At 60.7% G+C, this 26887-nt stretch carries 22 protein-coding genes and 1 pseudogene; 10 read left to right on the plus strand and 13 right to left on the minus strand.

All coding sequences use genetic code 11. The annotated features are described in order from the left end of the window. Positions 1-15 precede the first annotated feature (15 nt). The gene (locus J8C06_RS06105) at positions 16-1596 is read right to left on the minus strand and encodes an O-antigen ligase family protein (RefSeq protein WP_211427844.1); all 1581 of its coding nucleotides are present in this window, start codon (positions 1594-1596) and stop codon (positions 16-18) included. Between the two features lie 118 nt (positions 1597-1714). Here J8C06_RS06105 and J8C06_RS06110 point away from each other — a divergent pair, with 118 nt between their 5' ends. After that, complete coding sequence (locus tag J8C06_RS06110; RefSeq protein WP_211427845.1) at positions 1715-3025, plus strand: DUF58 domain-containing protein; 1311 nt, start codon at positions 1715-1717, stop codon at positions 3023-3025. Between the two features lie 36 nt (positions 3026-3061). On the opposite strand, the gene J8C06_RS06115 is transcribed toward J8C06_RS06110, so the two are convergent. From J8C06_RS06115 to rseP, 10 genes are all read right to left on the minus strand, one after another. Further along, on the minus strand, positions 3062-3760 hold the full coding sequence (locus J8C06_RS06115; RefSeq protein WP_211427846.1) for a LolA family protein: 699 nt from the start codon (positions 3758-3760) through the stop codon (positions 3062-3064). Between the two features lie 43 nt (positions 3761-3803). Then, entirely contained in the window at positions 3804-4163 is a 360-nt protein-coding gene (locus J8C06_RS06120) for a hypothetical protein (protein WP_211427847.1), read from the minus strand. Further along, entirely contained in the window at positions 4160-4906 is a 747-nt protein-coding gene (locus tag J8C06_RS06125) for an ABC transporter ATP-binding protein (RefSeq protein WP_455423681.1), read from the minus strand. Before J8C06_RS06125 ends, J8C06_RS06120 begins: the two co-directional genes overlap by 4 nt. Next, complete coding sequence (locus tag J8C06_RS06130) at positions 4893-5855, minus strand: hypothetical protein (RefSeq protein WP_211427848.1); 963 nt, start codon at positions 5853-5855, stop codon at positions 4893-4895. The genes J8C06_RS06125 and J8C06_RS06130 overlap by 14 nt, the downstream gene beginning before the upstream one ends. A 36-nt stretch (positions 5856-5891) precedes the next feature. Further along, positions 5892-6383 carry a Jag family protein gene (locus J8C06_RS06135; protein WP_211427849.1) on the minus strand — a complete coding sequence of 164 codons (492 nt, stop codon included), beginning with the start codon at positions 6381-6383 and terminating at the stop codon, positions 5892-5894. Positions 6384-6460: 77 nt separating this feature from the next. Continuing rightward, positions 6461-8341 carry a membrane protein insertase YidC gene (gene yidC / locus J8C06_RS06140; protein WP_211427850.1) on the minus strand — a complete coding sequence of 627 codons (1881 nt, stop codon included), beginning with the start codon at positions 8339-8341 and terminating at the stop codon, positions 6461-6463. Beyond that, positions 8338-8631, minus strand: a complete 294-nt coding sequence (gene yidD, locus J8C06_RS06145) for a membrane protein insertion efficiency factor YidD (protein ID WP_455423682.1) — start codon at positions 8629-8631, stop codon at positions 8338-8340. The genes yidC and yidD overlap by 4 nt, the downstream gene beginning before the upstream one ends. Next, complete coding sequence (rnpA, locus tag J8C06_RS06150; protein WP_211427851.1) at positions 8631-9089, minus strand: ribonuclease P protein component; 459 nt, start codon at positions 9087-9089, stop codon at positions 8631-8633. The genes yidD and rnpA overlap by 1 nt, the downstream gene beginning before the upstream one ends. Positions 9090-9098: 9 nt before the next feature. Beyond that, positions 9099-9248 (minus strand): 50S ribosomal protein L34, encoded by a 150-nt coding sequence (rpmH, locus tag J8C06_RS06155; protein WP_014099211.1) that lies wholly within the window; start codon positions 9246-9248, stop codon positions 9099-9101. A 201-nt stretch (positions 9249-9449) separates the two neighbouring features. After that, positions 9450-10934, minus strand: coding sequence for an RIP metalloprotease RseP (gene rseP / locus J8C06_RS06160; protein ID WP_211427852.1), 1485 nt, complete (start codon positions 10932-10934; stop codon positions 9450-9452). 247 nt (positions 10935-11181) lie between these two features. Between rseP and J8C06_RS06165 the strand changes: the two genes are divergently transcribed. Together J8C06_RS06165 and J8C06_RS06170 are read left to right on the plus strand one after the other, a co-directional pair. Then, positions 11182-11799, plus strand: a complete 618-nt coding sequence (locus J8C06_RS06165; protein ID WP_211427853.1) for a TlpA family protein disulfide reductase — start codon at positions 11182-11184, stop codon at positions 11797-11799. Between the two features lie 76 nt (positions 11800-11875). Beyond that, complete coding sequence (locus tag J8C06_RS06170) at positions 11876-13489, plus strand: ABC1 kinase family protein (protein WP_211427854.1); 1614 nt, start codon at positions 11876-11878, stop codon at positions 13487-13489. A gap of 102 nt (positions 13490-13591) precedes the next feature. Here the strand turns inward: J8C06_RS06170 and hrpB are convergent, their stop codons facing one another. After that, the gene (hrpB, locus tag J8C06_RS06175) at positions 13592-16090 is read right to left on the minus strand and encodes an ATP-dependent helicase HrpB (protein WP_211427855.1); all 2499 of its coding nucleotides are present in this window, start codon (positions 16088-16090) and stop codon (positions 13592-13594) included. Between the two features lie 117 nt (positions 16091-16207). Between hrpB and J8C06_RS06180 the strand changes: the two genes are divergently transcribed. The 7 genes and pseudogenes from J8C06_RS06180 to J8C06_RS06205 all read left to right on the plus strand — a co-directional run bounded on the left by J8C06_RS06180 (position 16208) and on the right by J8C06_RS06205 (position 25899). Beyond that, a complete protein-coding gene (locus J8C06_RS06180; protein ID WP_211427856.1) occupies positions 16208-18412 on the plus strand; it encodes a S46 family peptidase in 2205 nt (734 codons plus the stop codon). 57 nt (positions 18413-18469) lie between these two features. Continuing rightward, positions 18470-20353, plus strand: a complete 1884-nt coding sequence (locus J8C06_RS06185; RefSeq protein ID WP_211427857.1) for a hypothetical protein — start codon at positions 18470-18472, stop codon at positions 20351-20353. Positions 20354-20424: 71 nt separating this feature from the next. Further along, positions 20425-20523, plus strand: a complete 99-nt coding sequence (locus J8C06_RS15295) for a MutS N-terminal domain-containing protein (protein ID WP_455423683.1) — start codon at positions 20425-20427, stop codon at positions 20521-20523. Then, positions 20495-23089: pseudogene (gene mutS / locus J8C06_RS06190) on the plus strand (DNA mismatch repair protein MutS); the annotation flags it as partial. The gene J8C06_RS15295 and the pseudogene mutS, both read left to right, overlap by 29 nt. A gap of 153 nt (positions 23090-23242) precedes the next feature. Continuing rightward, entirely contained in the window at positions 23243-24136 is an 894-nt protein-coding gene (locus J8C06_RS06195) for a tetratricopeptide repeat protein (protein ID WP_211427858.1), read from the plus strand. Positions 24137-24165: 29 nt separating this feature from the next. Then, positions 24166-24987, plus strand: a complete 822-nt coding sequence (locus tag J8C06_RS06200) for a phosphatidate cytidylyltransferase (RefSeq protein ID WP_211427859.1) — start codon at positions 24166-24168, stop codon at positions 24985-24987. A 78-nt stretch (positions 24988-25065) separates the two neighbouring features. Further along, the gene (locus tag J8C06_RS06205; protein ID WP_211427860.1) at positions 25066-25899 is read left to right on the plus strand and encodes a tetratricopeptide repeat protein; all 834 of its coding nucleotides are present in this window, start codon (positions 25066-25068) and stop codon (positions 25897-25899) included. Between the two features lie 16 nt (positions 25900-25915). On the opposite strand, the gene J8C06_RS06210 is transcribed toward J8C06_RS06205, so the two are convergent. After that, positions 25916-26875 carry an AAA family ATPase gene (locus J8C06_RS06210; protein ID WP_211427861.1) on the minus strand — a complete coding sequence of 320 codons (960 nt, stop codon included), beginning with the start codon at positions 26873-26875 and terminating at the stop codon, positions 25916-25918. Positions 26876-26887: the final 12 nt, after the last annotated feature.

Here is a 26887-nt window from a genome sequence, read left to right on the forward strand (position 1 = left end):
TCGCCATCGGGCATCCTATGTGAAACGTTTGCCGGATGGAACTGTTCCATCCACTTCTGTTGGCAGTGGGACAGCCGTCGTGGCCACCGCATCGCGTGGCCCGAGCGCCAAACCAAGGACGAACCATAGCATCATGGCGACTTCGCCATCGCCGAGATTGAAATGGGCGATGCCGCTGGCGGCAAAGCCAGCCAGTGCGCCAAGCGCGCCGAGCGCAATGCCATCACGGACGCGCTGAATGAGCTGACTGAAATAGGTCAGCAGCAACCAGATGTAGGCGGCCAGCGCCGGAAGTCCGTACCACACGGCCACCTGCAAATACGTGTTGTGAAAATGACCTGGCGGCAAATCGCCTGCGGCATACAGTCCCCACTCGGCGGCGTGAAGCTTGTCGCTGTGGCGTCCAATGCCAAACCAAGGATGCCGGGCCACAAGCTCGACACCTTCCTGCCAAACCACGAGTCGCCAGAACAGGCTTCCCTCACGGGCGTCCACCACCGCCATCCGGCGGATGGCGTAAGCATAGGCTAGGGCGCTCGACACCAGGATGCCGGCAATGACCACCCCCACCACGACCCGCTGCGTACCGAGCGTTCCTTCGCGCCAGAGCAAGTACAGCACAACGCCCACGCTGACAATCAAGCCACCGGTCGGCCCACGGGAGAGCGTCAGCCACAGCGCCAGCGCCAGCAGCCCGGCCATGCCAACCAACCACCAGCGCCAGCGGCCGGCCGTACGCCAGGCCATACCAACCGCCAGCGAAATGAGAATCTGGAGTACTTCGGCATAGGTGACATAGTGCGAGAAAAAGCCACTAGCCCGGAAATCACGCGCCGGGGCGCTGGCTTGAATACCCAATCCCGCCACGCCAGATGATTCAAGCCGTCTTTGGAGGGCAAGCCGGTCAAGCCGCGCGGTCAGCGGCAACTCCACCCGCCGCCCAGTGACGAGGACTGGAACATCTGGTCGAAGTTGGTCACGACGCACCTGACGGGCGATGTCCTCCGGCGTGCGCACCAGTTGTCCGTCCACCCGTAAGACCACGTCTCCGGGTTGAAAATACGGGTGAAGCGGTGAGTCTGGGGTGAGTTCGACCAGGCGCACCCCAACGCCTCTGGCGAATTGATACGCGGTGTACAGCAACCCAACTTGCGCCGACAGCAGCAAAAGGCAGGCCAGTCGCCACGCTTGCCCACGGGATGTCACCCAGTGGGCCACGACGCCACAGGTTGCCAGAAACGCGAGACTGCGCAGCCCGTCCAGGCTGGCCCAAACTTCATAGGAGGTAAGCGCTGACGCGCAGCAGAGTGTGAAAAAGACGCCAAGTGGGAGCCACCACTCAGCGCCATGCGATCCACTGCCATATTGCAAGGCGCGGGGGTCGGTCTTGGGCAGGCAATACGTTGCCAGCCAAAGGAGCGCCAAGCCCAAAGCGCTCCCCTGCGCACCGGCAATCGAGTGCGGCGCCGCTACCGCGAAGAGCAGGAGCAAACCATCGGAGGTCAGATGCAGCGTTCGCCGAATGGATTCGTACGCCATGGTTGCCGGGGCGGTGACAGTCCAGTGTTCCACTCGCTTGAAACAGTTGCCGGTCATCCCGCTGCGCACCTATCGGAGCAGCGGTTGTGTCCGTGGCAACGAGATACTATGTTGCCGCGCAACAGAAAAACACTCTCTTCGGCACACGCTCTTCAGCGGCTGGTAGTGGGAAGCCATGAATTTCGTTTTTACAGCACGGTTCATCCTGGCTTTCACCGGTGGCTTGGTCGTGTTTTCGCTGGGCTGGGTCAACCCAGCCTTGCTCTGGGCCGGACTCTGCTTCGATCTTGCCCTCATTGGGGCAGCGCTGGTTGACGCAGCACGCACGCCGCTGCGGGGGAGCTTCACGGTTCGGCGGACCTGCGCTGAACGCTTCGCGCTTGGCAGCGGCAACACCGTGACCATTGAAGTCAAAAGTCACTCTCCATTGCCGCTGACGCTATGGCTCAAGGACGAACACCCGCCGGAAATGGAAGTTCAGGGCCGTGAAGGGCAGTTTGTCCTCCCAGCGCGTGGAACGGCTGCCCTGGCGTATGAACTGACGACGCCGGCGCGTGGGCGGTTTCAATTCGGGGACATCGCCGTTCGGCTGCTCAGCCCCTGGGGACTGGTCTGGCGGCAGACTTCAGTGCCGGCGGCCGAGTCGGTCAAGGTGTACCCTGACTTCCGCGCAGCCCAGCGCCAAGTCATCGAAGCCTATCGGGTGGGTCGCCAAGGTGAACGACGGCAACGCTTGCGCGGGCAGGGGCGCGAGTTTGAATCACTCCGGGAGTTTGTGACGGGTGACGAACTGCGCCATGTGGCCTGGGCCGCTTCGGCGCGGCGCGGCAAGCTTGTCACCCGGCAGTATCAAATCGAGCGTAGCCAAAGCATCATCCTCATGGTTGATTGTGGGCGACTGATGACCGCTCGCATCGGCAACTTCACCAAGCTCGATTATGCGGTCAATGCCGCACTGGCCGTGGCTTATGTCGCCGTCGCCGGCGGCGACCAGGCCGGGCTACTGACCTTCACCAGACGGGTGGACGATTTTTTACCTCCCAAACCGGGCGCCGGACAGCTCGGTACGATTCTGGAGTTGCTCCACGATGTGCAACCGCAGATGCTCGAACCGAGCTATGCGCGGGCATTTGCCCACATCAACCGCTATTGCCGAAGGCGCTCGCTGGTCATCCTGCTGACCGATGTGGTTGACGCCGACGCCTCGTCCGACTTGCTCGCGCACACGGCGTCGCTCATCCCACGCCACTTGCCGTTGATTGTCACCATCGGCGACCGTGACTTGCGGGCGTTCGTCAAGCCAAGACCAGCCTCGCTCGATGACGTTTACGCCCAGTCGGTGGCGGAAGAACTCCTTGCCCAGCGTGAACAGGCATTGAACCGAATCACTGAACTCGGTGGGCTGGCGCTCGATGTTCCGACCGGGCAGCTTTCACCGGCGCTGGTCAACCGTTACCTTGAGGTCAAAACCCGCGGCCTCATTTGAAGCCCGTGGCCTCGTTGCCGGACGCGGGAAACCGTTTCACCCGCGCACCACCCGGTACTTACTGTAATCCACCTTGAAGCTGCCTTCTGGAATCGCTTGCAGACGAATATTCGTCAGCAGGATCAGCGTGTAGTCACTGCGCGTGTGAAGGATTTGCTTGATCGGGAGCCAAGTCTGGTGAGAGATCCAAACCTCAAGTCGAGTGTACTGGCTTTTTCCCTTTGGACGGAGCAGGAGTTTCGTCGTAAGGTGTCCGTCAAGCGTCTCTTCACCTTCCAGGGATGCATCGAAGTTTTCAGAGAGTTGACGCGCATCGGTCAGGACGGTGAGCAAACTCGTCGAAGCCGTTTTCTTGGCGATCTCACTTGTCGAACTCACAAATGCCTGATTGAGTGCCGGCTCAATCAAGATGGCTTCATTCCCATTGACCACGACCGTCTTGGATTGCGGCTCCGTGTAGTCAATACGTAAGCGACGAACCTTGCCCCGGGTGCTGAAACGGAGCGTTCCAACCTGGCGTGGCTCGCGCACCCCTAACTGTGAGTTGGTGCGCTGGTGCGTCACCGTCGCCTGTAGTCCGCTCAACCGCTGGCTGGCGCCCTGTAGGTTCTTGATCACCGTCTGTAAGTCAACACCTCCGGCGTGAGCACCACCAGGAAGGCCCACCAGGGCAGCCGCTGCCAAGCCCAGAAACCCGCCAACCATCCACTGCCGCCGTCCATACTTCATCATCATTCCTGCTCCGTCTCACTGAGTCGTTACTAAACACTTGACGCTTTTATTCAAACCAAACGTGATAGCCAGCAATTTGCTGCCCCGATACGTCGTTTACATACTCGAAATGGCGCACGCGAACCGGACGTCGCAACCGGGCTTCACCCACTTTTTCAAGTGCTGCCTGCAACGTCCTGGTCGGGGCGGCTTGCCCTAGTTCAGCCATGCTGATGAACTCTGGGGAACCAATGTTGCCTAACTGTGATGCCGCCTTCCGCCGTGCAGCCGGACGCTCATCAAACCAGCTTGATGGAATCAAAAAAATGAAGGCCAGGATCAACACGCATAAAACATCATATTGCCACGAGTTGCGCTCGTAGTTCCACAAAACAGCAGCTTTGATGGCACGAAAGAGTTGGTTCATGACGTACGACTTGGGTGGTCCGCGATGATTTTGCCGTCGCGCATCGAAATAATCCGCGAGCCAACCGCGGCGGCTTCCGGGTTATGCGTAATCATGATCACCGTTTGCCGTAGTTCTTTATTCAGGCGCTGGAGCATGCCCAGGACAATCTGCGAGTTTTCGCTGTCGAGGTTCCCGGTTGGCTCATCCGCCAACAACAACTTGGGACGATTGATCAGCGCCCGCGCCACGGCAACACGCTGCTGCTCACCACCCGACAACTCCAGCGGCTTGTGGTGGAGACGCTCTTCGAGATTCAGCAACCGGAGGAGTTCACGGCGATGCGACGGGTCACTGCCATTGATGCTGCGAATCCGCTCGGCAAGCCGCAAGTTGCCCTCAGCCGAAAGCGTCGGAAACAGGTTGAAACGCTGAAATACGATGCCAATGCTCTGGCGGCGGATGGCAGTGCGCTGCTGGTCGCTCACCGCCGCGAGGTCCTGCCCATCAATCATGACTGAACCACTGGTCGGCCTCAGTAGCCCACCCAGAATATGGAGCAACGTGGACTTGCCCGACCCGGACTGTCCAATGATGGAGACGAACTCCCCCTGGCGCACGGTGAAGTTCAACCCGTCCAACGCCCGTACGGCGACCCGCCCCACTTTGTACACCATCGTGAGGGATTGCACCGCAACGATGAGCGGAGCAGTGGTATCAGGCTGCGTGGCAGCAGTATCAGACAAGGCTTCAGGGCTGGGCATCGAGGTCAACAACTTTCAAATTACGATCATTCATCAGCACAAAGACATCATCCGGCAGCAGCTCAGGGTTGACTTCTGGCGACTGGAACGCTACCCGCAGCGCATAGCCCTCAGCCGGGCGCAAAATCCTCACCCACTCCGGCAGCAGCCGCATCGCCCCGTCTGGCCCGGCGTACCCACCAAACTCCGATACGGTGCTCAACGTGCCATTGTCTTCAAACACTTCAAGCCGCGTCAGCGGCGTCCCGGTTCGGGTTCGGTCAAACCAGTAGGCAAACCGTGGACGCCATACCCCAGCTTCGTTTCGCTGCGCAACATAAAGCAGGTAGTACGTGCGTGTCACCCATCCGGGACGCGATCCGTTACTATCCATTTCATCGCGGCGTGTCTCAAACACTGACCAGCTTACTTCAGGCGTTTCCGGTGGAACCGGTGGGGGTAACAGGGGCGTGGACAAATGCTGTGGGCGGAGGCTCGCAAAAACGCTGATGTCCTGCTGGCTCGTCTCTGACTGACGCTCCGGGTTTGACATCGCTAGGCGGTAGGTTTTGTGGTTTGAACCACGGATGAACGACTGCCGATCTGTCGGGTAGAACACGGCAACCGTGAACCGTTCACCATCTGACGTCATGTCGGCAAGGGGTCCGAGGAGCGAGGCCTGAACCTGCAAACGAATTGACTCCGGGCGGCGCAGCACCAACGCGCCGCTCGCCGAAGGGTACGCCTTGCCGATTCCCCGACCGGAGTCACGGTAATCCGTGAACTGCAACTGCACGGCGGCACGAATGACCCGCGCTTGCTGAAGGTAGGCGATGCGTCCGGCTAAATCAGCCGCGGCGACCGATGGTTCGAGCGGCAACAGGCGTGGGAGTGTCACGCGCGACGTAATGCATCCAGTTGTGAGCGTCAGCCCAGCGCACAACCAAATGATTCGCTGCCACCATGCCATACTCGTCTCCACAGAAGCCTCTCCCGCCCCGCGCGCTCACACGGGATGGACAACGACTTTCCGCTCGTCCCCATAGCCGATGCTTTCCGTCCGCACGCTCGGATCGGCAGCGAGCGTCAGGTGAATGATCCGACGCTCAGCCGCACTCAGGGCACTGAACGTGAATGGCTGACGATATTTTCTGACTTGCTCCGCCGCCGTGCGCGCCATCATCACTAGTTCTCGCTCCCGATTGGCGCGGTAGCCATTTGCATCGAGACGAACTGACCAGCGGCCCGGCGCATGGTGAGCAAGAATGCGCTCAACGAGGTGCTCGATGGCATTGAGCACTTCAGCCCCTCGTGCCAACAACAAACCGGCGTCTTCACCCATGAAGTTGATCTGCCAGACACCGGCTTGCTCGCTCAGGGTGAAGGTCAGCCGCCATCCACTGTGCTGAATGAGGCCAATCAAAAAATCATTCAGCACGCCGGTCAAATCATCATCGTCACGAACTGGCGTAAGCTCTGAAAAAAGTGTGTCAGACATCGGCGTTAGATTTGCAGTCGCCGCGTCTCAGCTTGGGCTAGCCAAGCTTCGCGCCAGCCAAGCGCGGCTCGCTTTGATTATGCCGGGCGGGGATCGAACTTTTTCTTGTTCTTGCCTTTCTCACCCGCAACAGGGCCATCGGCGGCTGATTTGGCAGCGTCCGAAGCTTGCGCAGTAGGCACTGGCGGCAACATGCGGTTGATGATGAGTTGCTGAGTGATGCCAATCATGTTGCCTGCCATCCAATAGACCACCAAACCGCTGGGCGCACTCCAGAAAAACAGTGCTGCAAAGACAATCGGCATCACCCACACGATGATCTTGCGCTGCATAGCCAGGGCCGGGTCTTCAGGTCCCGGTGGCTGGGGCATCAAGTAGCTTTGTCCAATTTGCGTAACGCACAGCACGACCGGCAAGACATGCCACGGGTCAGGCATGGACAAATCAGTTAGCCACCCGATAAAGGGGGCTTGCCGCAGGTCAACCGAGAGCTGAAGATAGACATAAATCGCCACAAAGATTGGCAACTGCAACAGCATCGGCAGACAGCCCATGATCGGCAGGCTTTCCTTCATGAGCTGGATCTGCTCGCGCTGGAGCTCCAGCATGCGTGGGTCGTCCATCTTGACTTTTTGTTCTTGCAATCGCTTCAACCGTTCGGCCAGTTCCTTGTGGCGTGGCGCATGGACGGCTGCCTTGCGGAAGGAAACCGCCGTTTTCCAGCGCAGAGGAAACAGCAACATGTTGACCACGAAGGTCAGCAAGACGATGGCCCAGCCATAATTCTGCGTCTGGGCATAAAAAAATCGGAGCAGCCAATCCAGTCCGGGAATCAACGGACGGACAAAGAACGCCAACCAGCCGTAGTCGTTCAACTCGCGGAGGTCCACATCCAGGCCACGCTCCGTCTTGAGCAGTTTACTCACCGAGGCCAAATACGTGCGGTCTTTCGGGCCAATGTAGATGACATTGGCGGCGCCGTTGGTGGTTGGCACGTCCAGAAAGGCGTATTCACGCTTGACCTCCCGCCCCTGAAAGCGGGTCACGGCATCCCGACGACTCAGTTGCACAACACCTGGTGACGGAGGGATAGCCGTAAACGCAAAGTAGTGGTCGGTCAGCGCGCACCAGGCCGTGTTTGGCTTTGCCAGATACGTTGGCTTGCTCGCGCCGGGCGGCGTGGCATCAATCGAGGTAAACGACAGAAAACTGGCATTGCCGCCGACTACCGTCACCGCCTGCGGCGGTGTGTGCGTATAGCCGTCGTAATCGGCAAACATCTGATCCCCAAAGTTTGGGCCAACCCGGAATGAAACCGGCAGCGCCGCTTCGTCTTTCGTCACATCGGCCGCAAAGTCAAAGTCATACCGCCCACCACGAATCACATAGCGTTTGACGACTCGGTAACCCGGCTCGCCCACCAGCGTAAACGTCAGCGTAGCCGTCTCGCCATCCGCTACCGTCAGCACGTCGTCCGTAGGTCCGGCAACTTGGTAGCGGCTTTTGTTGAGATACTGCGTCAACGCGAGATTCTCAGCCAGAATGAGTTCAAACGCCGCCCCGAGCTCCGTCGTCGGCGTCCCGGCATCGCCGCGCCGGGAGGTGGTGGTCAGCAGTTCCAGCTCGGACTTACCATCACTTGCCCGCAGCGCGCGCCCATTGGGTAGCGACTTGATCACAAAGCGCGTGAGCACGCCGCCTTGGCTTGAAAACGTGGCGCGCCACAAGCGGGTTTCCACCGTAATGTCACGGGCCGGCTCATCAGATGGCGGCATCGCCGAAAACGCCGACGGCAACTCGCCGGGCGGAGTGTTTTCGGCAGGCGGGGGCGGACTTGCGACGGACGCCACGGATTGGTCGCCCGGTGGTGGGAGGGGCGGCGCGAAAAAGTACTGCCAGACCAACATCACGGTCAGCGACAGTGCAAAAGCAAGGGCGATGCGAGACTTCTCCATCATCGAGACACAGAGCTACCTTTTGCGCGCGATGACTCACGCGCAACGGTCCGAGGGGTCAGGTCGGGAACCGGGTCGTAACCCCCTTGACAGAGGGGGTGGCAGCGCGCCAGTCGCCGAAGTCCAAGCCATCCGCCACGCGCCACGCCATACCGAGCAATCGCCTCAGCGGTGTAGCGCGAGCAGGTGGGCTGGAACCGACAAATCGGCGGCATGAGCGGTGAGATTAAAAATTGATAGGCGCGAATCGCCGCCAAGACAGCTTGTTTCAACATGGTTTTCGACCCGCCCATCAATCAACCGGTAGCGACGTACGGCTTTCAGTCAACGTGGCAAGCTTTCCCATCAAACGAGCAAACTCTTTCTCAATCAGCCCATACGTCGCCGTCGTCAGCGGAAACTTGGCGTTCACCACCATATCCCAACTTGCCGGCAGCGTTGCGCGCTGACGCCGAAAAACTTCCCGAATCAGCCGCCGACAGCGATTGCGCACCACGGCCGACTTGGACAGCTTGCGGCTGGTTGTGATGCCAATTCGCGTCCGGCCGAGTTGATTGGGCACAACGAAAATCGTGAAGAACGAAGAGTGCAACTGTTTTCCGTGGCGATAGACGCGCTGAAATTCACGGGGAACCAACAGCCGATCCTGTTTCGTGAACCGGCAGGAGACCTGAGTCGCGCCACGGCGTTCGACATTGGGCGCAACGTCAACGGCCACGGCGTCGGCCACATCGGGGGTCACACTGGGCACAGATGCGGCTCAGAACCCGTAGTGTTTCACGGTCAAGCGCTTACGCCCCTTTGCGCGCCGGCGCTTGAGAACATTGCGCCCACCCTTGGTTTTCATGCGCTCACGGAAGCCATGCGTTTTGGCCCGTTTACGATTGTTGGGCTGATATGTGCGCTTCATCCCGATTCCTTCCTTCCTAAAAAGATAGCCCTTCTCAGCGATTAGACCACAGTCACTGGCGAGGCCAAGTGGCTGGGCAAAGTCGGCAAGGGTAGCCGGATTCGCTACCGAGCGTCAAGCCACAGCCCTGACAGGAGTTTCCATCCACCCCAGGCGTTTCTTTCCGCTTCCCCGTTGTTGGCCGGAAGCGATGCACCGAAGTCACACCCTGTGCGCGCCAGGCGTCAGCGGGGCGGGGGCCGGCTTTTCAGCGGCTGGCGGCGGCGGTGGCTCAACCGCACCCGGTTTCCACCAGAAACGAGTTACGTCGTTGAACATGACAAACACCATCAGCAGCATCAGCACAGCAAATCCAGCCTGATTGAACCGCTGCTTGATGTCATCGGTCAAGCGCCAGCCAACCCACCCAGCCATGGCATCGAGCGTGAGCAGAAAAATGTGTCCGCCATCCAAGACCGGGATCGGCAGGAGATTGAAAATGCCCAGGTTGAGGCTCAATAGCCCCATGATGAAGAAAAGCCCCTCGATGCCACCAAACTTCACGGCATCTCCCGAAGCCTTGGCGATGCCAATCGGACCGGCGAGTGTGTCGGATACCTTTCGCTCGCCGCGAAAAATTTGACGGAAAGCCTCACCCGTCAACACGATGAAGCGAATGTTTTCATTGATGGCGTGCTGGGCCGCGCCAAGCAGCGACTTGCGCTCCTTGGTCAATGCCAGCGGGGGCGGCGGCACAGGGACAAACCCGATGCGGATTTCGCCATCAATCCGTTTTGGCGTCAGGGATAGCTCAACTTCCTGGCCCTGACGCTCGACTGTCAGCGTTGCCTGGCGGTTTTCATAGGCTTGCAGCGATTGTTTGAACCAGTCGAAGTTTGGAATTGGCCGCCCATCGAAGGTCAGTAGTTTGTCCTGGGGCTGAAGCCCGGCCTGGGCGGCCGGCGAGTCAGGCTGCACGTTCGCCACCACCGGCAGGGCGGTTGGAATGTCGCGTGGGAGCAGTCCGGCCTCGCCGACCGTATTGCCAGCGTGTTGGCGCGGCTTGGGCACCAGGGTCAGATCAAGCCGTTGCCCATTCCGTTCGATGGTGACGGGAACCGGCTTACTATCATTGATGGCCGTGTAGTCCCGAACCTGGCTCCACGTCGGAGACTCAATACCGGCAAACTTGACGATGCGATCGTTGGGCTGGATTCCAGCCTCCTCTGCCGCCGAACCAAGCGGCACGGCCCCGACCACGGCCGGCTGGCTGAGGTAGGCCGGAGCCTTGAAGAAAAACAAGCCGATGGTGAACGGTATGGCGAGCGCCAACGCGATATTCATGGCCGGTCCGGCGACCAGAACCAGAAACTGATGCCACTTCGGGCGCATCAGGTAGGCGTCTGGATGGCGCTGTTGCGCGGCTTCTTCCTCTGGGTCCATGCCGGTGATTTTGACGTAGCCGCCAAGGGGTATCAGTGATAGCCGGTAGTCGGTTTCTTTCCACTTGAAGCCAAACAAGCGGGTTCCAAAACCAACGGAAAAAATCTCGACCTTCATGCCAAGCCACTTGGCCGCGGCAAAGTGGCCAAACTCGTGAATGACAACCGTCGTTCCAAGCACGACAAAAAAGGCGGTCAGCGTGACAAGCGCCTCGCTTGTCAGCCAGCTTGCGCCAAACCAGAGCGCCGCTATCACTGTGATCATAGAAAAATTTGTGAACCTCCGTGTCGCCTACAGGACACCCGTAATGTAACATAGCGCGTCAGTATTTCCCCAAACGCCTGCCCAGTTGGGATCGTTCCGTCAGCTTCGCTTTGCCGTCGCGCTGGACTTGCGACCAACCGAACTCTACGCTAGGGGTTTGGGCGGGTCAGTCGCGCTAGGTCCGGGATGCAACCTTTTGGAACATAAGCCCATCCCTTCCCTGTTTCCTGACTTGCCACGTCTTACCATGATTCGACCGAGGTTTACGCTGTTGCTTCCAAAGCGGCCACTTGCCTGTCTGCTACTGGCTCTGGTTGTCATTCCGGGGCTGGCGGCTTTTCTACCTAGCGGCGCGCAGGAAAAAAGCCCGATGGTTGTCCAAAAGGTTCAGAAACAGGGTGATCCAGTTGAATTTCTGCTACCGACGCCAGACGGCCCGCCGCTCGATGCCGAGCAGCTACGGGGCAAGGTCAGCTTGTTGTGTTTCGCGGCCTACGGGTTTCCGCTCATCCGCCCACTGCTGCGCCAGATGCAGGAGGTCTCCAGCAGCTACCCACAAGTCACCCTGTGCCTGGTGCTGACCAACGGGACGCAACCCCGTGATCGGGATTTCATCAGCGATGCCGACCTGAAGACCTGGCGCGAGCAGCAGCACCTACCCTACCGGTTGGCCCGCGATCCACGGGGAAGCCTGCTTTTTCGGCGGCTCAACCTCTCGGTCATTCCCAGTTTCGTGATCCTGCGCAAAGATGGCACGGTGGCAGGCACACGCGAGGGACTCGATCCCACGACATCGCTGGTTGAACAACTTCGGGCTGACCTCATTCGGGCCGTACAAGCCGATGACAGCCGCCCACCCGACTAACTTTGCGCGAAGCTAACTTCGCGCTGACTAACGTTGCGGCCCACGCCAGCCATTCCCCTGCTCCCCGCGCCAGACCATGACTGAGCCGCCCCAGATGCCGCCGTTGCCGAAAGAACGTTCGTCAGGCAGTCAACTGCATTTCTTCTACACGGCCCTGCGCCAGCTTGGGTGGCGCGCGCGGGGACGGCTCTTGCACATCCTATGGCTTGGGCTGGGCTTTGCCCTCCCCTATGCCATCCGCTCCTTGCGCGTGGGCAGCGCGCAGCCAACGTGGTGGGCGCGCAGCGTGCAGGCGCTCCTGCGCCGCACCGGACGGCCGCCGATTGCCGATGCCGCCTTTCACGCCGGACAGGCTGAACGCTTGTGCGCCATCCTGATCAAGCTGGGTCCGACCTTCATCAAGATCGGGCAAATGCTTTCCACGCGGACTGACTTGCTCCCACTGGCCTACGTGCAGGCGCTCACGGTGCTGCAGGATGCCGTGCCGCCCTTTCCAACCGAGGTGGCTTGGCAGCGCATTGCAGAGGAGCTAGGCCAGCCGCCGCACGCGCTTTTTCGGCGCATCGAGCCGCGCCCGCTGGCCGCCGCGAGCCTGGGACAAGTCCACCGGGCCCAGTTGCCAGACGGCACGGACGTCGTTGTCAAAATTCAGCGTCCTAATTTGGCCGAGATTGTCCAGCTCGATTTTCAGGTGCTCAGGGTCGTGGCGGCCTATCTGGAGCGCCGCCCGACTTGGCTGGCGGGCGTCAAGGGAGCTGATTGGAGCGGCATCGTGGCCGAATTTGAGGCGATGCTGCACGAAGAAATGGACTATGAGCGCGAAATGGAAAACGCGGCGCAGTTTCGGCGGAACTTTGCCGGTTGGCGCCAGGAAGTTTACCTGCCGCGTATCTACCCGGAGCTATCGAGCCGGCATGTCATCACGATGGAATACATTGCCGGCGTCAAGCCAACCGATGCCGAGCGCCTCCGCGCAGCCGGCTTCGACCCGCTCGAGAAAATGACGCTGCTCGTCCGCGCCTACCTCAAACAACTGCTCGAAGACGGCTTTTTTCATGCCGACCCGCACCCTGGCAACCTGCGCATCATGGCGGACGGCAAGCTTGCGTTTTTTGACTTCGGCATGGTTGGACGCATTACCGACGAGATGCGCCTTGGCCTCCTCGATGCTTTTTTTCACATCACTGACCGGGATTTGATGGGACTGGTTGGCGACGCCATTGCGCTGGGCTTTTTGCAACCCGGTTATGACCCGGTGGCATTCCGCGCGGCCGCCGAAGGCATTCTGGCCCAATACAAAGGCAAAAAGCTCTCGCAACTGACCTTCTCCGAACTCAACGCCACTGTGTCTGGCACGCTTTACGAATACCCGTTTCGCATTCCGGCCAGCTTTACGTTCGTGGTTCGGGCGCTGATGACGCTTGAAGGCATGGGGCAAAGTCTCAGCCCGACGTTCCATCTCTTTGAAGTGGCGCGCCCCCATGCCAAGGAGTTTCTGCTCAAACGGGCGACGGCTCATGTGCGCGACCAAGTGATTGGCAAGCTACTGCGTGGCGAAGAGGTCAAGATTGGATGGGAGAAACTATGGAACGTCGCGCGTTTGGCTTACCGGACATACTTCAAGCGCCAACCGGCCGCGCTCCCGCCAGCCTCCAACGCCGCTGCGCCATCCGCGGCAACCAACCAGTGAGCATCCGCCTAAAGCGTCGGTGTCGCCAACCGTCCGCCCACAAAAACCATTTGAAAAAACCATTTGGAAGCTTGGACCCACAGCCAAGACGGTGTTTCCACGTCACCTTGGGCGCGGCTGACCATCATCGCCAATTTCAGGAAAAGCATGCTTGGGATAACGCCGGGCAAGTTGCGGGCGCAGCTCGCGGTACGCCCGCTTCCAAAACCCACCGAGATCGGTCGTTACCTGTATGGGGCGACGATTCGGCGCGAGTAGGTGCAATGTCAACGGCATCCGTCCGCCAGCGATGCGCGGCGTTTCAACCAACCCGAAGAAATCTTGAATCGGGGCGGCAACATACGGCAACTGTCCATCCGTGGGATACACAATGGACGTTCGGCGGCGGCCAAACGGCAGGCTCTCCGGCGCAAGCCGGTCAAGTTGCTGGCGCTGTGCCGGCGTCAGTTGCATCAGCAAGTGCTCGGCTAAACCGCGGGCCAGCAAAACGCGCCTGACCTCTTCCACCGTCCTGCACCCCAGACACAGGGTTGCGGCGGCAGCCCAGACCGCATCATCGGTGAACGGCTTGAGTCCAGCTTCAGGAACTTGTGCAGCAACAAAGGCCAGCCGGGCTTGAAGGCGCTCCAGTGCCCGCCCGATGGCGTCGGCTTGCCGAGCATCGGCGCGCAGATGTTCAACCAAAAGCCGAGCGGCCGTTTCCGGCTCAACGGTTGGCAGGACTTGCTCCTCAAGCAGGACGCCATCATACCGCAGGCGGCGGCGCCGGACGATCCGCCCGTCGGCGCGAAGCTCATGGGTGTCCGTTTCTTCAATCGCGTCAAAAAACAGCTCCAACAACCAATCGGATTCAATGCGGCTGGCGAGGCGAATGAGCGTCGTTCCATCGGCTTGGGTTTCGGCATCCAGCGCCAGCGCGAGTTCGGCAGTCGTGACGACACTTGACGGCGCAAGTCGGGCTTGTCCACCGCTCGGCAAGACCATCTCACGTTCGCCCTCCACGCGGCGACGCAACCGCCCAACGCGATCTGGGAAAGCTACCAGCAGGCAGCGTTCCAGCAATGTGTCCCGGTCGGACTGAGCCGGGCGGTCCGACCTCGGCAGCGGTGGTAGTCGCCGCGCCAGTCCCACGAGCTGCCGTTCGGCGCGGCGCACCCGGGCGACGGTTGCCGGGTCATTGGCCGTTTCAAAGGTGTCCAACAACGCCAAGACATCAGACTCCCCGTACCCGCCCTGCGGTGTTGGCGCGGCGCGGACATCACGCTCCCCAAGCAAGGCGGCAACCCGGCAGGCTTCCGCCTCGATGCCGTAGCGTTTGCCCTCCACAATTAGGCGCGCCAAGCGGGGCGTCGTCGGCAACGCCAGCATGGCGCGGCCGATGGGCGTTAGCGCATTCCCTTCGAGCGCCCCAAGCCGATGCAACACCTGCTCCGCCAGGCCAAGCGCGGCTTCACCCGGCGACTCAAACCATGGAAACGCCGGCCAATCGTGGACGCCGGCCGCCCGTAGCTCCAAAACAGCTTCGGCCAAATCCGTCCGGTGAATTTCCGGTGTCTCGAAAGCCGGCCGCAAGTTGAAATCCGCTTCGGTGTAAAGCCGTAGGCAATGCCCTGGCCGCGTCCGGCCCGCCCGTCCGGCTCGCTGGACGGCCGAAGCTTGCGCGACACGACCAGTCGTCGCCTGGGGAAAGCCGGTCCAGGGCGAATGCTCAACCCGCCGAACCAGACCGGAATCAATGACGACGGCGATGTTTTCAATCGTAATGGCCGACTCGGCCACGTTTGTCGCCAACACCACCTTGCGGCGCGCGCTGGGCTGCGTGGCGGCATCTTGTTCTGCCGCCGGCAACGCGGCATGAAGCGCATGCAGCGCCAAATCATGACGCGCTGCCACCGGCGCGCAGGCGCGCAAGCCGGCCCGAATGTCGGCCATCCCCGGCAGGAAAACCAGCATGTCACCATCTGAGGTCTCCCGCGCAAAGCGTTCGACGGCGGCCGCGACGCGGTGGGACAGTGGTGCGGAGCTTTCCGCTGGGGCGTGCTCGATGACAACCGGAAACGTCCGACCGGGCACGGCAATCACCGGCGCCTGGTCGAGGAAGGCCGCCACGCGCTCGGCGTCCAGCGTCGCCGACATCACGACGAGCTTCAAGTCAGGCCGTGACTGAAGCTGTAACTGGCGAATGCGTGCCAGTGCTAGGTCGGTTGACAAGTGGCGCTCGTGAAACTCGTCAATGACCACCAAGCCCGTTCCACGCAAGGTCGGATCAGCGAGCAGACGCCGTGTCAGCAGCCCATCCGTGACAAAGCGCAACCGCGTCGCCGGGCCGGTTCGGTCGTCGAAGCGCACCGTGTAACCGATGGTCTGGCCGACAGTTTCACCTCGCGCCTGGGCAACGAAGCGGGCCGCCATCCGAGCCGCCAGGCGACGCGGCACGACCACGACGATGTCGCCCGCCCCGGCGAGGCCAGCCTCCAGAAAGGCGGCCGGGGCGCGCGTCGTTTTTCCTGCGCCGGGAGCCGCTTGCAAGACAAGCCGACCGGCCGCGCGCAGGGTTTCCACGATGGTTGGCAGGTAAGCCTCAATCGGAAGCAAGCTCACGGGCAGGGATTGTCACCTCGTTATGGATGCATCTCCCGCTTTCGGCCGGCATCGTTTCCGGCTATTGTCCGCAGATGCATCACACCTGATTCCATCACTGGAGAGCGTTTGTCGTCCATGTACAGAAAACTCATCGCCGGAGGCTTGGCGCTTGCCTTGTCTTCCGGTTGGCTCATTGCCCCCACGCGGGCAGAAGAAGGCATGTGGCTGCCGGATACGGTCAGCACCCTCCCGCTCGCCAAAATGCGCGCCAAAGGGTTTACCCTCAAGCCCGAAGATATTTACAACCCCAACGGGCCAAGCCTCAAGGATGCGATTGTCATCATTGACGGCGGCACTGGCGAGTTTGTCTCACCGGAGGGGCTTGTGCTCACCAACCATCACGTTGCGTTTGACGGCATCGCCAGTCTGAGCACGCCGGAAAAAGACTACGTCGCCAACGGCTTCGTGGCCAAAAATCGGTCGGAAGAACTGCCGACACCAGGCTACACCGTCCAGGTGCTCGACATCATCAAGGATGTCACCTCGGAAATCCTCGCCGGCGTGACGCCCGACATGCCGGCGGCCGAGCGGGAAAAACAAATCGCTGCCAATCGCAAAAAGGTCGTTGACGCCCAGGCACAACCAAATCGCCAGGCCCAGGTCGTCGAGATGAACAGCGGCCTGCAATTTTACCTCTATGTCTATGACGTGTTCCCGGATGTGCGGATGGTCTATGCCCCACCCAAGGACATCGGCTACTACGGCGGCGACCCGGACAACTTCGAGTGGCCGCGCCACTGTGGAGATTTCACCTTTTTCCGAGTCTATGCCAACAAGGACAACCGTCCGGCGGCTTACGCCAAGGACAACGTTCCCTATCGTCCGAAGAAGCATCTGACCATTTCGATGTCTGGCTACAAGGAAGGCGACTTCACGATGGTGATGGGCTACCCCGGACGGACGAACCGTTACCGTGAAGCCTCGTCCGTCGAAACCAATGAGCGCATTCAGATTCCGCTGTTGATTGACTTCTTTTCCGGTCAGATTGCGGCGCTGGAAGAAGCGGCCAAAGCCGACCGCAAGACGGCATTGGCCCTGGCGTCGCAGATTTTTGGTCTGAGCAACTCACTCAAAGCCTACCAGGGCGCGCAGCGGACGCTGCGCCGGGTGCAGTTCCTCGAACGCCGTCGCAAGGAGGAGGCCGCGCTGGCGCAATTCATTGCCAGTACCCCAGATAACCAGGCCAAGTACGGCACTGTCATTTCGCAGTTGACCACGCTCAACGAGGAATATCGTCCATTTGTGGCAACGGACTTTCTGTTGCCACGGATACCCGGCTTCGTCAGTCAAGTCGCCGGCGTCGCCAATCTCGCTGTTGCCCGTGCCGTGGACGCCGAAAAGCCAGCCGGTGAGCGAAATGCCCAGTTGGAAGCTCAGGCCAATCGGGTCAAAGCCTTTGTCCCGACACTCTTCCGGGAGCGCAACCTAGCGCTCGAACGACAACGGCTGGTCGCGCTCTTCGAGTTGGCCGACAAGCAGCCGCAAGGCGCGCGCGTCGCGTTTCTCGACAAACAGTTTGAAGGCAAAACCGGCGACGCACGCGCGGCTGCCCAACGGGAACTCGCCCAGCGCATCATCGAGTCGCCCTACTACGACACGCCAGGGCGGCTTCAAGTGCTGTTTGAGCTGTCGGCAGCGCAGATCAAAAGCCTCGATGACCCAGGCCTCAACTTCTTGCTCGCGCTCGCGCCAGAGGCGGAGGCGTCCCGCAAGCGCGGCGAACGCTACAACACGGAAGTCAGCCCCCTGCGCGCGCGCTACATTGCGGCACTGGCCGCCAGTCGCGGCAATCAACCGTTCTACCCAGACGCCAACCGGACGCTGCGGTTTACCTACGGCGAGGTCAAGGGCTACACGCCCAAGGATGGGGCGACGTATCGCTACTACACGACGCTCTTCGGCGTTGTCGAAAAGGATCGTGGCGTTGATCCATTCGCCGCGCCCAAGGCCGTCATTGACTTGCACCGGCGGAAAGACCACGGGCGCTATGCTGAACCCCGTTTCGGCGACGTGCCCGTGAATTTCCTCTCGACCAATGACATCATTGGCGGTAATTCGGGAAGCCCGATTCTCAACGGGCGGGGTGAGATCATCGGCGTCGTCTTCGATGGGAACTTTGAAGGGCTGGGCAATGACTTTCTCTATGACTACGACGCGCAACGGACGATTAGCGTGGATATCCGCTATGTGCTGTTTTTGACCGAGAAAATGGCCGGCGCGGATTACCTGTTCAAGGAAATGACGTTCGCCCCGGCAAGCAACGCCGCGCCGCGCCGGTAAGCTCGGCGTGGTGGCCCAGGCAAGTACCTGATGGCTGCATAGATGATGGAGGTTGGCATGATGATGAGGCGTACCGTGTGGCAGGGACTGTGTTGGTTGGTCTATGTCGTCCTGACCGGCGGCCTTGGACTGGGGCATGAATCTGGTCGCGGAACGCCCGTAGCGCACAACGCGGTGACGGACGCGACCCGCTCCGCGTTGCGCATCACGGCCGATGATCCGCGTTTCTTTCCCCTCTCGGCCATTCGTCCCGGACTGGTGGGCGTTGGCCGGACGGTGTTTCAAGGCGACCGCGTCGAGGAATTTGGCGTTGAAGTGCTTGGGATTTTACCCGGCACGCCTAACCCCAAACAGTCGTTTGTCGTCGCGCGCCTGACCGGCTCAAACGTCGAACGAACGCTGGTCTTTGCCGGCATGAGCGGCAGTCCGGTCTTTATCGAGGGCAAGCTGGTTGGGGCAGTATCAGCGGCCTTTGCCTTTGCCAAGGAGCCGATTGCCCTCATCATGCCGATCGCCCACATGATTGAAGTGTTTGCCGAAAGCGACCAACCATCGCTGGCGCGGCAAACGAATCCCAATGCGCCAATTCCGGTTGACGCGGCGGCAGCGGCCCATCTGCCTGGACTGCGCGACGTTTGGCGGGACGGTGGGGCTTTTCTACCGATTGCGACGCCGCTGGCCGCGGCTGGATTCCCGATGGATGTGCTGACTCCCTTCAGCCCGACCTTCGAGCGGATGGGATTCCGCGTGGTCAGTGGCGGCAGCGCCCCGGCCCAGCCGGCGGCGCTGGGTTCCATTACGCCGGAAACCCTTGCCCCAGGGCGTACGGTATCCGTTGACCTCATGCGTGGCGATTTCGGCCTGAGCGCATCCGGGACGGTGACTTGGCGCGAGGGCGATGACATTCTGGCCTTTGGCCATCCCTTCTTCAGTCCGGGCGGGATTGGTGGCGTCAGTTTCCCGATGTCAGAAGGTGAGGTCGTGACGGTCATTCCCAACGTCGGCAACTCCTTCAAGTTGACGGTTCCCAAAGCCCCGGTCGGCGCGATGACCCAGGATCGGTCGGCCGCTATCCGTGGGCGACTCGGCGTTGCGGCCCCGATGATTCCCGTGACGGTCGAAGTCAAAAGTGCCTTGGGCGCGGCGCGGCGGTATCACTTTGAAATTGTCGAAGATGCCTTCCTCTCGCCCATTCTGGCGAACATCGGCGTTGCCGCCAGCCTGACGACGACCGAACGGAGCATTGGCGAAGCGACACTCCGCGCGGAGGGCCGAATTGAGCTGGACGGCGCCGCGCCCATTCGCTTTGCCCGCTCGATTGCGTCAAATTTCAGTCCGGCGACCGGCGTCGGCATCAGCGTGGCACAACCCCTGGCGACGCTGCTCAACAGTGGACTTGCCCAGGGCAAAGTGCGCGCCATTCATGTCACCGTGACGGCGCGTGACGCACGCCTCAATGCGGCGCTTGAAGGTCTATGGGCGGATCGGCTGCGGGTGCAACGGGGTGAGACCATCCACTTGACCCTCCTGGCGCGCAATGCTTCGGGTCAGACCCTGGTCGAGCGCGTTGCGGTGACCATTCCGGCGGATGCCCGGCCCGGCCCGGTTACGCTGCTGGTTGGCGATGGGCGCGCCATGGACACGCTCGACCCGATGAGCATTGGAAACGCCCAAACCCTCGGACAACTCGCGGCGGCGCTCAATCGCCTGCATCGGCCGGATCGGCTGTACGTTCGGCTGTATCGCAGTGAATCCGGGGCCGTCATCGGCGATGAAGCCATGCCGGCGCTCCCGGCATCCTACTTGGCGACGGTGAGCAGCTCACGCATCCGCACGGAAGGGCGCGCGCTGACGACCCTGACGCTCCTGAAACAGGAACTCCCCCCTGGCGAATGTGATGTGAGCGGTCGCCAGCAGCTCGACCTTGAAATCTTGCCGTAGCCATCCTGGCGCGCTGCGTGGGTTCCCGCCCTTGGGGAGGCGCACCAAAACTGATACGGAGGAAACCATCGGTGTCCACGGCAGCGACTCCGATGATGCGCCAATACCTGGCCATCAAGTCTCAGCACCCCGGCACGCTGCTTTTTTTTCCGGCTGGGCGATTTTTATGAACTGTTCTTTGACGACGCGCACATCGCGTCCCGGGAACTCGACCTTACGCTCACGGCCCGTCACAAGGACACCGCGCAGCCCGTTCCGATGTGTGGCGTGCCGCATCATGCGGCGGCCGGCTACATCGCGCGGTTGGTCGAGCGCGGATACCGCGTCGCCATTTGTGATCAAACCGAAGAAGCCACCGGCAAGACCAAGCTCGTCGAGCGCGCCGTCGTGCGCATCGTCACGCCCGGCACATCCATCGAAGACCAACTCCTGACCGGGGCTGAAAATCGCTTTTTGGCCGCCGTGGCCGGGAGCGCCCAAACCACGGCCGTGGCCTTTCTCGATGTCACGACGGGCGAGTTTTCCGTGACCGAAATCCGTGGGGACGGTCACTTGGCGTCGGGCCTGAATCTGCTGGAGCGACTGGCGCCGCGCGAAGTTCTCGCACCACAGTCCTTTGCCCCGTTGCTGGCCCCGGCCTTTCCAGCGCCCCCGTCCGATGACGCAGCCACGCGCCATCGGGACGCTCAGCCCCCGCGCTTTTCGGCAGTCCTCACGCTGGCCGAAGACTGGCGGTTCGCGGTGGACGCCGGCCAGGCGTTGCTCCTCAACCATTTCGGCGTCTCGTCACTGGCCGGCTTTGGTCTGGAAGGAAAAAGTCACGCAATCGGCGTAGCCGCGGCGGTTTTGCGATACGTCCGCGAAACGCAGATGAATGATGCGCGTCATGTGACGAGTATTACCTGGTTTGAAACGACTGCGACACTTGAGCTGGACACGCTGACGCTCAAAAACCTTGAAGTCGTCGAAGGAACGGCCGGTGGCAAGCATGATTCGCTGTTTGCCACGCTTGACGCGACCGTGACCAACATGGGTGGACGCCTGCTCAGGCAGTGGCTTCTGCGGCCGTCACTTGAGTTGCCGGTTATCGAAGCGCGTCTGGATGCGGTCACTGAGCTGCATCAGAACCCAATGCGGCGCGATGCCTTCCGGCAACGGCTACGGGCGATTCAGGACATCGAGCGATTGGTTGGACGCCTTTCACTCAACGTTGCCACGCCACGGGATGTCGCGGCGCTGCGCGCAAGCTGCGCCCACCTTCCGGCCCTCAAGCAACAGCTTCTGGAATGCTCGGCTTCGCTCCTGCTGACGCTTGGCGAATCGCTCGATGCATGCGCTGACCTGCGCGAACGCATCGAGGCGACCATCGTTGAAACGCCGCCGATCAAAATAGATGAGGGGCAAGTGATTCGGGCCGGCTTCAACGCCGAACTCGATGAGCTGCGCCACATACGGCACGACGCCAGCGGAGCGATGGCGTCCATCGAACAGCGTGAGCGCACGCGCACCGGGATTGCTTCGCTCAAGATTCGTTTCAACAACGTCTTTGGCTACTACATCGAGGTCACGAAAGCGAATCTCAAGCACGTTCCGGCCGACTATGAGCGCAAGCAAACCATCGCCAATGGTGAACGCTACACGACGCCGGAACTCAAGCAGCTCGAAGCGCGACTGCGCGACGCCGAACTGCGGCTGATTGCGCTTGAGACCCAGATTTTTCAGGAACTGCGCGCCTTTCTCGTCGAACATGCGCCACGCCTCCAGGCGGCGGCGCGCGTCGTTGGACTGCTTGACGCGCTGGCCAGCCTGGCCGAGGTTGCTGCCCAGCGGCGCTACGTTCGCCCGGAACTGCACGCCGATGACGAACTGCTGGTTGAAGATGGACGGCATCCGGTTGTTGAAACCAACGTCGCCCGGTTCGTTCCCAACGATGTGCGCCTGAACAACTCGACCGACCGGCTGCTCATCATCACGGGACCGAACATGGGCGGCAAGAGCGTGTATCTGCGCCAGGTTGGTCTCATCGTGTTGATGGCGCACATTGGCTCGTTCGTTCCGGCTCGACGGGCGCGCATTCCGCTGGTGGATCGCATCTTCACCCGGATTGGAGCTGCCGACAACGTGGCCCGTGGGCGCTCGACCTTCATGGTCGAGATGACCGAAACCGCCTACATCTTGAACACCGCAACGCCGCGCAGTCTGGTTTTGCTCGATGAGATTGGACGCGGAACCTCGACCTTCGATGGGCTGTCGCTGGCTTGGGCGGTGTGCGAATACCTCCACGACGACGCGCGGCACTCGGCCAAGACGCTCTTTGCCACGCACTATCACGAGCTTGTTGAACTGGCGCGCGTCCTGCCCGGTGTCTGCAACGTGCAGTTGGCCGTTTCTGAACAAGCCGGCGACATTGTTTTCCTGCACCGTGTCATTCCGGGCAGTGCCAGCAAGTCCTACGGGATTGAGGTTGGGCGACTGGCCGGACTCCCCGCGTCGGTGATTCAGCGCGCCCGCGAAATTTTGAATAACCTCGAAGCCAATGAACTCGACGTGCTCGGCAAGCCGAAACTGGCGCGGCACCTGCCATCCCGCCGGGGCAAAGCGCACCGTGACCAGCCAACCCTGTTTGAAGCGGTCAATGAAACCGTGATTGAAGAACTGCGGGCGTTGGATATTGGCGAGCTGACGCCGGAGATGGCGCTCCTGGTCCTGCGTCGCTTGCGGGAGCGGCTCATGTAGCCTGTCCCTTCAGCCCTGGCGGCCCGGCCCCGAACCCGAAGGTATCAGACACGTCCCAAGTCGGGGATGCTCCAAGCCGGTGGCTTGACAGGCTATGGCCAGGCATCTATGTTGCGCAACTTGACCTTTTATTTTTGAGTAAGGATTCGTCTGATGGCGATTGGTGTCAAGCTCACAACCACCCGCAACAAGAGAAAAGCTGAAGCGAAGGCGGCGGCAGCCCAGGCAGCCCAGGCTGCGGCGACGCCCCCGATGACGCCGGAACGAGAGGCGTTGCTGCGCCCACCGGCTTTTGACCTGTTTCTACAGCGCGTGCGCCAGTCGGTCGAAGAAACCGAGCTGCCGCTGGCCAAAATTGGGCTTGCCATCCTGATTGTGGCCGTCCTCTCCGGCGGGGCCTATTGGTGGTATAGCTACAATCAAGCCAAGGGCGAGCAAGCCTTTGCGGAAGCCCTGGCCCTCTACAACGCCGAGGTCAAAGAGCCACCGAAAGAAGGTGAACCAACCAAGGAAGATGACCCACCAGTCGCGGGCAAGAAAATCTATACGGATGAGAAAACCAAGTACACCGAAGCCGCAACGGCTTTCGACAAAGCCGCTGGCTATGCTTCACAGAGCTTCATGAGCCGTTACTATGCCGCCCTGAGCCGCCTCAAGCTCGATCCGGCCCAGGGCATCAAGGAACTGCGTGACCTTTCCGTCACGCCCGGCGCCGTCGGCCAACTGGCGACGCTGGCCCTGGCTGACGCCGTTGCGGCGGAAGGCAAGATTGACGAGGCAATCGAGCATTACAAGCAACTCCGTGAAAAACGAGAGCAAGCCGGGGCAAACGCTGTTGTCTCGCCAGAAGTCATTGCTTTCGCGCTCGGAAAGCTCTACGAAGCCAAGCAGGACCCAGCGGCAGCGGCTAAAGAGTACATGATCGCCGCCAAATCGCGGAGCGTGGCGCTGATTGGACAACAGGCTTACCAACGATTGGCAGCCATCGATCCAGAGCTGGCCCGCCAGCTTCCCGAACCAAAGCTGGGTGACGACGATTCCTTCTAAGGCGCTCGCCTCAGTGCAGTGCCGCGCACATGTCCAATCTCGTCTGGCGCGTCATCACGGCGCTTGTTGCACTGCCGTTACTGTTTTGGAGCATCTGGCTGCCAACGCCATGGCTCTTCGTAGCCATTGTTGTCCTAGCCACGCTCCTTGGCCTGGTTGAGTACTTTCATCTGGCTGAAAAACTTGGGTTTGTCCCCTTTGTCGTAATCGGTATCTGTGGCGTACTCGGTGTCCATGGCCTGTTTTACCTGCGCGCCATCGAGTTTCTCCCGGCACTGCTGGGACTGCTGCTGGGCGCGGCCATGGTGCAGGGTGTTCTCACCGAACGGGATTTCAAGAAGTCGCTTCCCTCCCATGCCGCAACCCTCCACGGCGTCGTCTATGTCGGCGTCCTGTGCGGCTTTTTGATCGGACTCAAGCGACTTGAGCCGACCGAACTCGGAAGCCGTTTCCTGACCTTCTTCTTCGTGGTCATCATGGCTGGTGACATTACGGCCTACTTTGTTGGTCGCGCGTTTGGCCGCCATAAGCTGGCGCCGCTGGTGAGTCCGGGCAAGACGATTGAGGGCGCAATTGGAAACGTTCTAGGGAGTTTGGCGGCAGCCGCCGTCGTTCACTATTGGTTTTTTCCGGCGCTTCCCCTGGCGCATGCCATTCCCCTGGCCATCGTGATGAACATCATCGGACAAATGGGCGACCTCTATGAATCGCTCCTCAAGCGTGGCGCCGGAGCCAAAGACGCGGCGGCGGTGCTGCCGGGCCATGGCGGGCTGCTCGACCGACTTGACAGTTTGCTCTTCAACGCGCCGGTGCTTTATTACTATGCGCAGTACGGACTGCCGCCCAGCTAGGACTTGGGACGGCGCGTGCCGCTACGACTCTCAGCGTCAGAAGGGCCGGCTCCCAGCGCCAGGTCCCGTGGGTATGCGATGAAACCATCCACCGCCGTGGCACTTGCCATTGCCTGTCTCGTGACCGGCTTCTTCATTGGCTTTGCTTACACCAACAGTCGCAACCGGGAGTTTATTCGGGAGCAAGCCGAAAAAGCCCGGGCTGAAGCCTTTTCAGCAAGTGGTCGTCCGGGTGGAGTTCCGGCCGGCGATTCCCCTGACGACGCCATTCACCGCAACCCGAATGTCGAAACGGCCATTGCGGAAGCCGCCAGCAAGCGAGGTGACTTTGATACCCAGACGAAGCTGGGCTTTTTCCTGGCCGAGAATGGCCGGATTCCCGAAGCGCGTGAGTGCTTTGAAGCCGCCGTCAAGCTTCGCCCCGAAGACTGGCAGGCGCTGGCGATCCTGGGACGGTTGCTTGCGGCAGAGTCCAAGTATCCAGAAGCCATTGCCCGCTTTGAGGCGGCTTACAAGCTCCAGCCCAACAATGGTCAGGTTGTCGTCGGGTTGGCCAATGCGCTCTTTGACGCCAAGCGTTATGAGGACGCCCAGAAGTGGTACGAAAAGGCTCTCACCTTCATGCCCAAGGATGTCAATGTCATTACCGACCTCGGACTGACCTATTACTTCCGACGCCCGCAGCAGTTGGACAAGGCCATGGATTACTTCAAGCAATCACTCAGTATTGACCCGAATCATACGCTGACGATTCAGAACTACGCGGTTGCCTTGCTCGACGCCAATCGCCCGGAAGAAGCCAAGCCGCTCGTCGCCAAGCTCGAACAACTTGCGCCGCAAAACGACATGCTGCCGGCTATCAAGCAACGCCTTGCCCAGGCCAATGTCACCGGAAACATCCCACCGCACTAGCAGGTCAGGCTGAACACTAACGCGGCACGGGCGTTCGCCGAACAATCTCAGCAATCACTTCGTCCGGGGTGATACCGTCAATTTGGGCCTCCGAGCGCAGCACGACCCGGTGGCGCAGCGCGGGCGCAGCGATGGCTTTGACATCATCGGGCGTCACGAAGGTTCGCCCGGCCATAGCGGCCTGCACTTTCGCCGTCAGCAACAGCGCCACGGCCGCCCGCGGACTCGCTCCCCAAGTCAGATTGAGCGCCGCCGGCGGACGAGTGCCCCGCACGATGTCCACGATGTAGCGCCGAATACCTTCCTCCGTCGTCACATCCCGGACGGCCGCGCGGCAGTGGAGGACAACGCTCAAATCCGTTAGGCACTCCAGCGGCACGGCATCGAGCCGGCGCGCGTTGAAGCCCAGGTTCCAGTTGGAAACGACCTGAAGTTCTTCCTCCAGCGATGGATAATCCACAATGATCTTCAGCAAAAACCGGTCAAGCTGAGCTTCAGGCAGCGGATAGGTTCCCTCATACTCAATCGGATTTTGCGTTGCCAGCACCATGAACAGCGGCGACATGCGGTGCGTCTCGCCATCCACCGTCACCTGCCGCTCCTCCATGGCCTCAAGCAAAGCCGCCTGCGTTTTAGGTGGCGTTCGATTGATTTCATCCGCCAGCAGCAAGTCAGTAAAAACCGGCCCCCGGCGAAAGGTAAAAAGCCCGGTCGCGGTGTTATACACATTCGTTCCGGTCACATCCGCCGGCATTAAGTCGGGGGTGAACTGAATCCGGTTGAAGTCCGCGCCAATCACGCGCGCCAGGGTTTTGACAAGCAGGGTCTTGGCCGTCCCAGGCGGACCTTCCAGCAGGACATGTCCTTCGGCAAACAACCCAATCAGAATCTGGTCAATAATGGCATCCTGGCCAACGATGACGAGATGCAGTTGCCGCCGAATGAAATCCGCAACATCCTGCACAGATGGTTCCATAAAACGAGGCTT

The sequence above is a fragment of the Chloracidobacterium validum genome (assembly GCF_018304825.1).
GTDB lineage: Bacteria > Acidobacteriota > Blastocatellia > Chloracidobacteriales > Chloracidobacteriaceae > Chloracidobacterium > Chloracidobacterium validum.

Coding starts and splice junctions, on each gene's coding strand:
- J8C06_RS06105 (WP_211427844.1), bottom strand. CDS start 1,596: ATGACCGGCAACTGTTTCAAGCGAGTGGAACACTGGACTGTCACCGCC.
- J8C06_RS06110 (WP_211427845.1), top strand. CDS start 1,715: ATGAATTTCGTTTTTACAGCACGGTTCATCCTGGCTTTCACCGGTGGC.
- J8C06_RS06115 (WP_211427846.1), bottom strand. CDS start 3,760: ATGATGATGAAGTATGGACGGCGGCAGTGGATGGTTGGCGGGTTTCTG.
- J8C06_RS06120 (WP_211427847.1), bottom strand. CDS start 4,163: ATGAACCAACTCTTTCGTGCCATCAAAGCTGCTGTTTTGTGGAACTAC.
- J8C06_RS06125 (WP_455423681.1), bottom strand. CDS start 4,906: ATGCCCAGCCCTGAAGCCTTGTCTGATACTGCTGCCACGCAGCCTGAT.
- J8C06_RS06130 (WP_211427848.1), bottom strand. CDS start 5,855: ATGGCATGGTGGCAGCGAATCATTTGGTTGTGCGCTGGGCTGACGCTC.
- J8C06_RS06135 (WP_211427849.1), bottom strand. CDS start 6,383: ATGTCTGACACACTTTTTTCAGAGCTTACGCCAGTTCGTGACGATGAT.
- yidC (WP_211427850.1), bottom strand. CDS start 8,341: ATGATGGAGAAGTCTCGCATCGCCCTTGCTTTTGCACTGTCGCTGACC.
- yidD (WP_455423682.1), bottom strand. CDS start 8,631: ATGGGCGGGTCGAAAACCATGTTGAAACAAGCTGTCTTGGCGGCGATT.
- rpmH (WP_014099211.1), bottom strand. CDS start 9,248: ATGAAGCGCACATATCAGCCCAACAATCGTAAACGGGCCAAAACGCAT.
- rseP (WP_211427852.1), bottom strand. CDS start 10,934: ATGATCACAGTGATAGCGGCGCTCTGGTTTGGCGCAAGCTGGCTGACA.
- J8C06_RS06165 (WP_211427853.1), top strand. CDS start 11,182: ATGATTCGACCGAGGTTTACGCTGTTGCTTCCAAAGCGGCCACTTGCC.
- J8C06_RS06170 (WP_211427854.1), top strand. CDS start 11,876: ATGACTGAGCCGCCCCAGATGCCGCCGTTGCCGAAAGAACGTTCGTCA.
- J8C06_RS06180 (WP_211427856.1), top strand. CDS start 16,208: ATGTACAGAAAACTCATCGCCGGAGGCTTGGCGCTTGCCTTGTCTTCC.
- J8C06_RS06185 (WP_211427857.1), top strand. CDS start 18,470: ATGATGATGAGGCGTACCGTGTGGCAGGGACTGTGTTGGTTGGTCTAT.
- J8C06_RS06195 (WP_211427858.1), top strand. CDS start 23,243: ATGGCGATTGGTGTCAAGCTCACAACCACCCGCAACAAGAGAAAAGCT.
- J8C06_RS06200 (WP_211427859.1), top strand. CDS start 24,166: ATGTCCAATCTCGTCTGGCGCGTCATCACGGCGCTTGTTGCACTGCCG.
- J8C06_RS06205 (WP_211427860.1), top strand. CDS start 25,066: ATGAAACCATCCACCGCCGTGGCACTTGCCATTGCCTGTCTCGTGACC.
- J8C06_RS06210 (WP_211427861.1), bottom strand. CDS start 26,875: ATGGAACCATCTGTGCAGGATGTTGCGGATTTCATTCGGCGGCAACTG.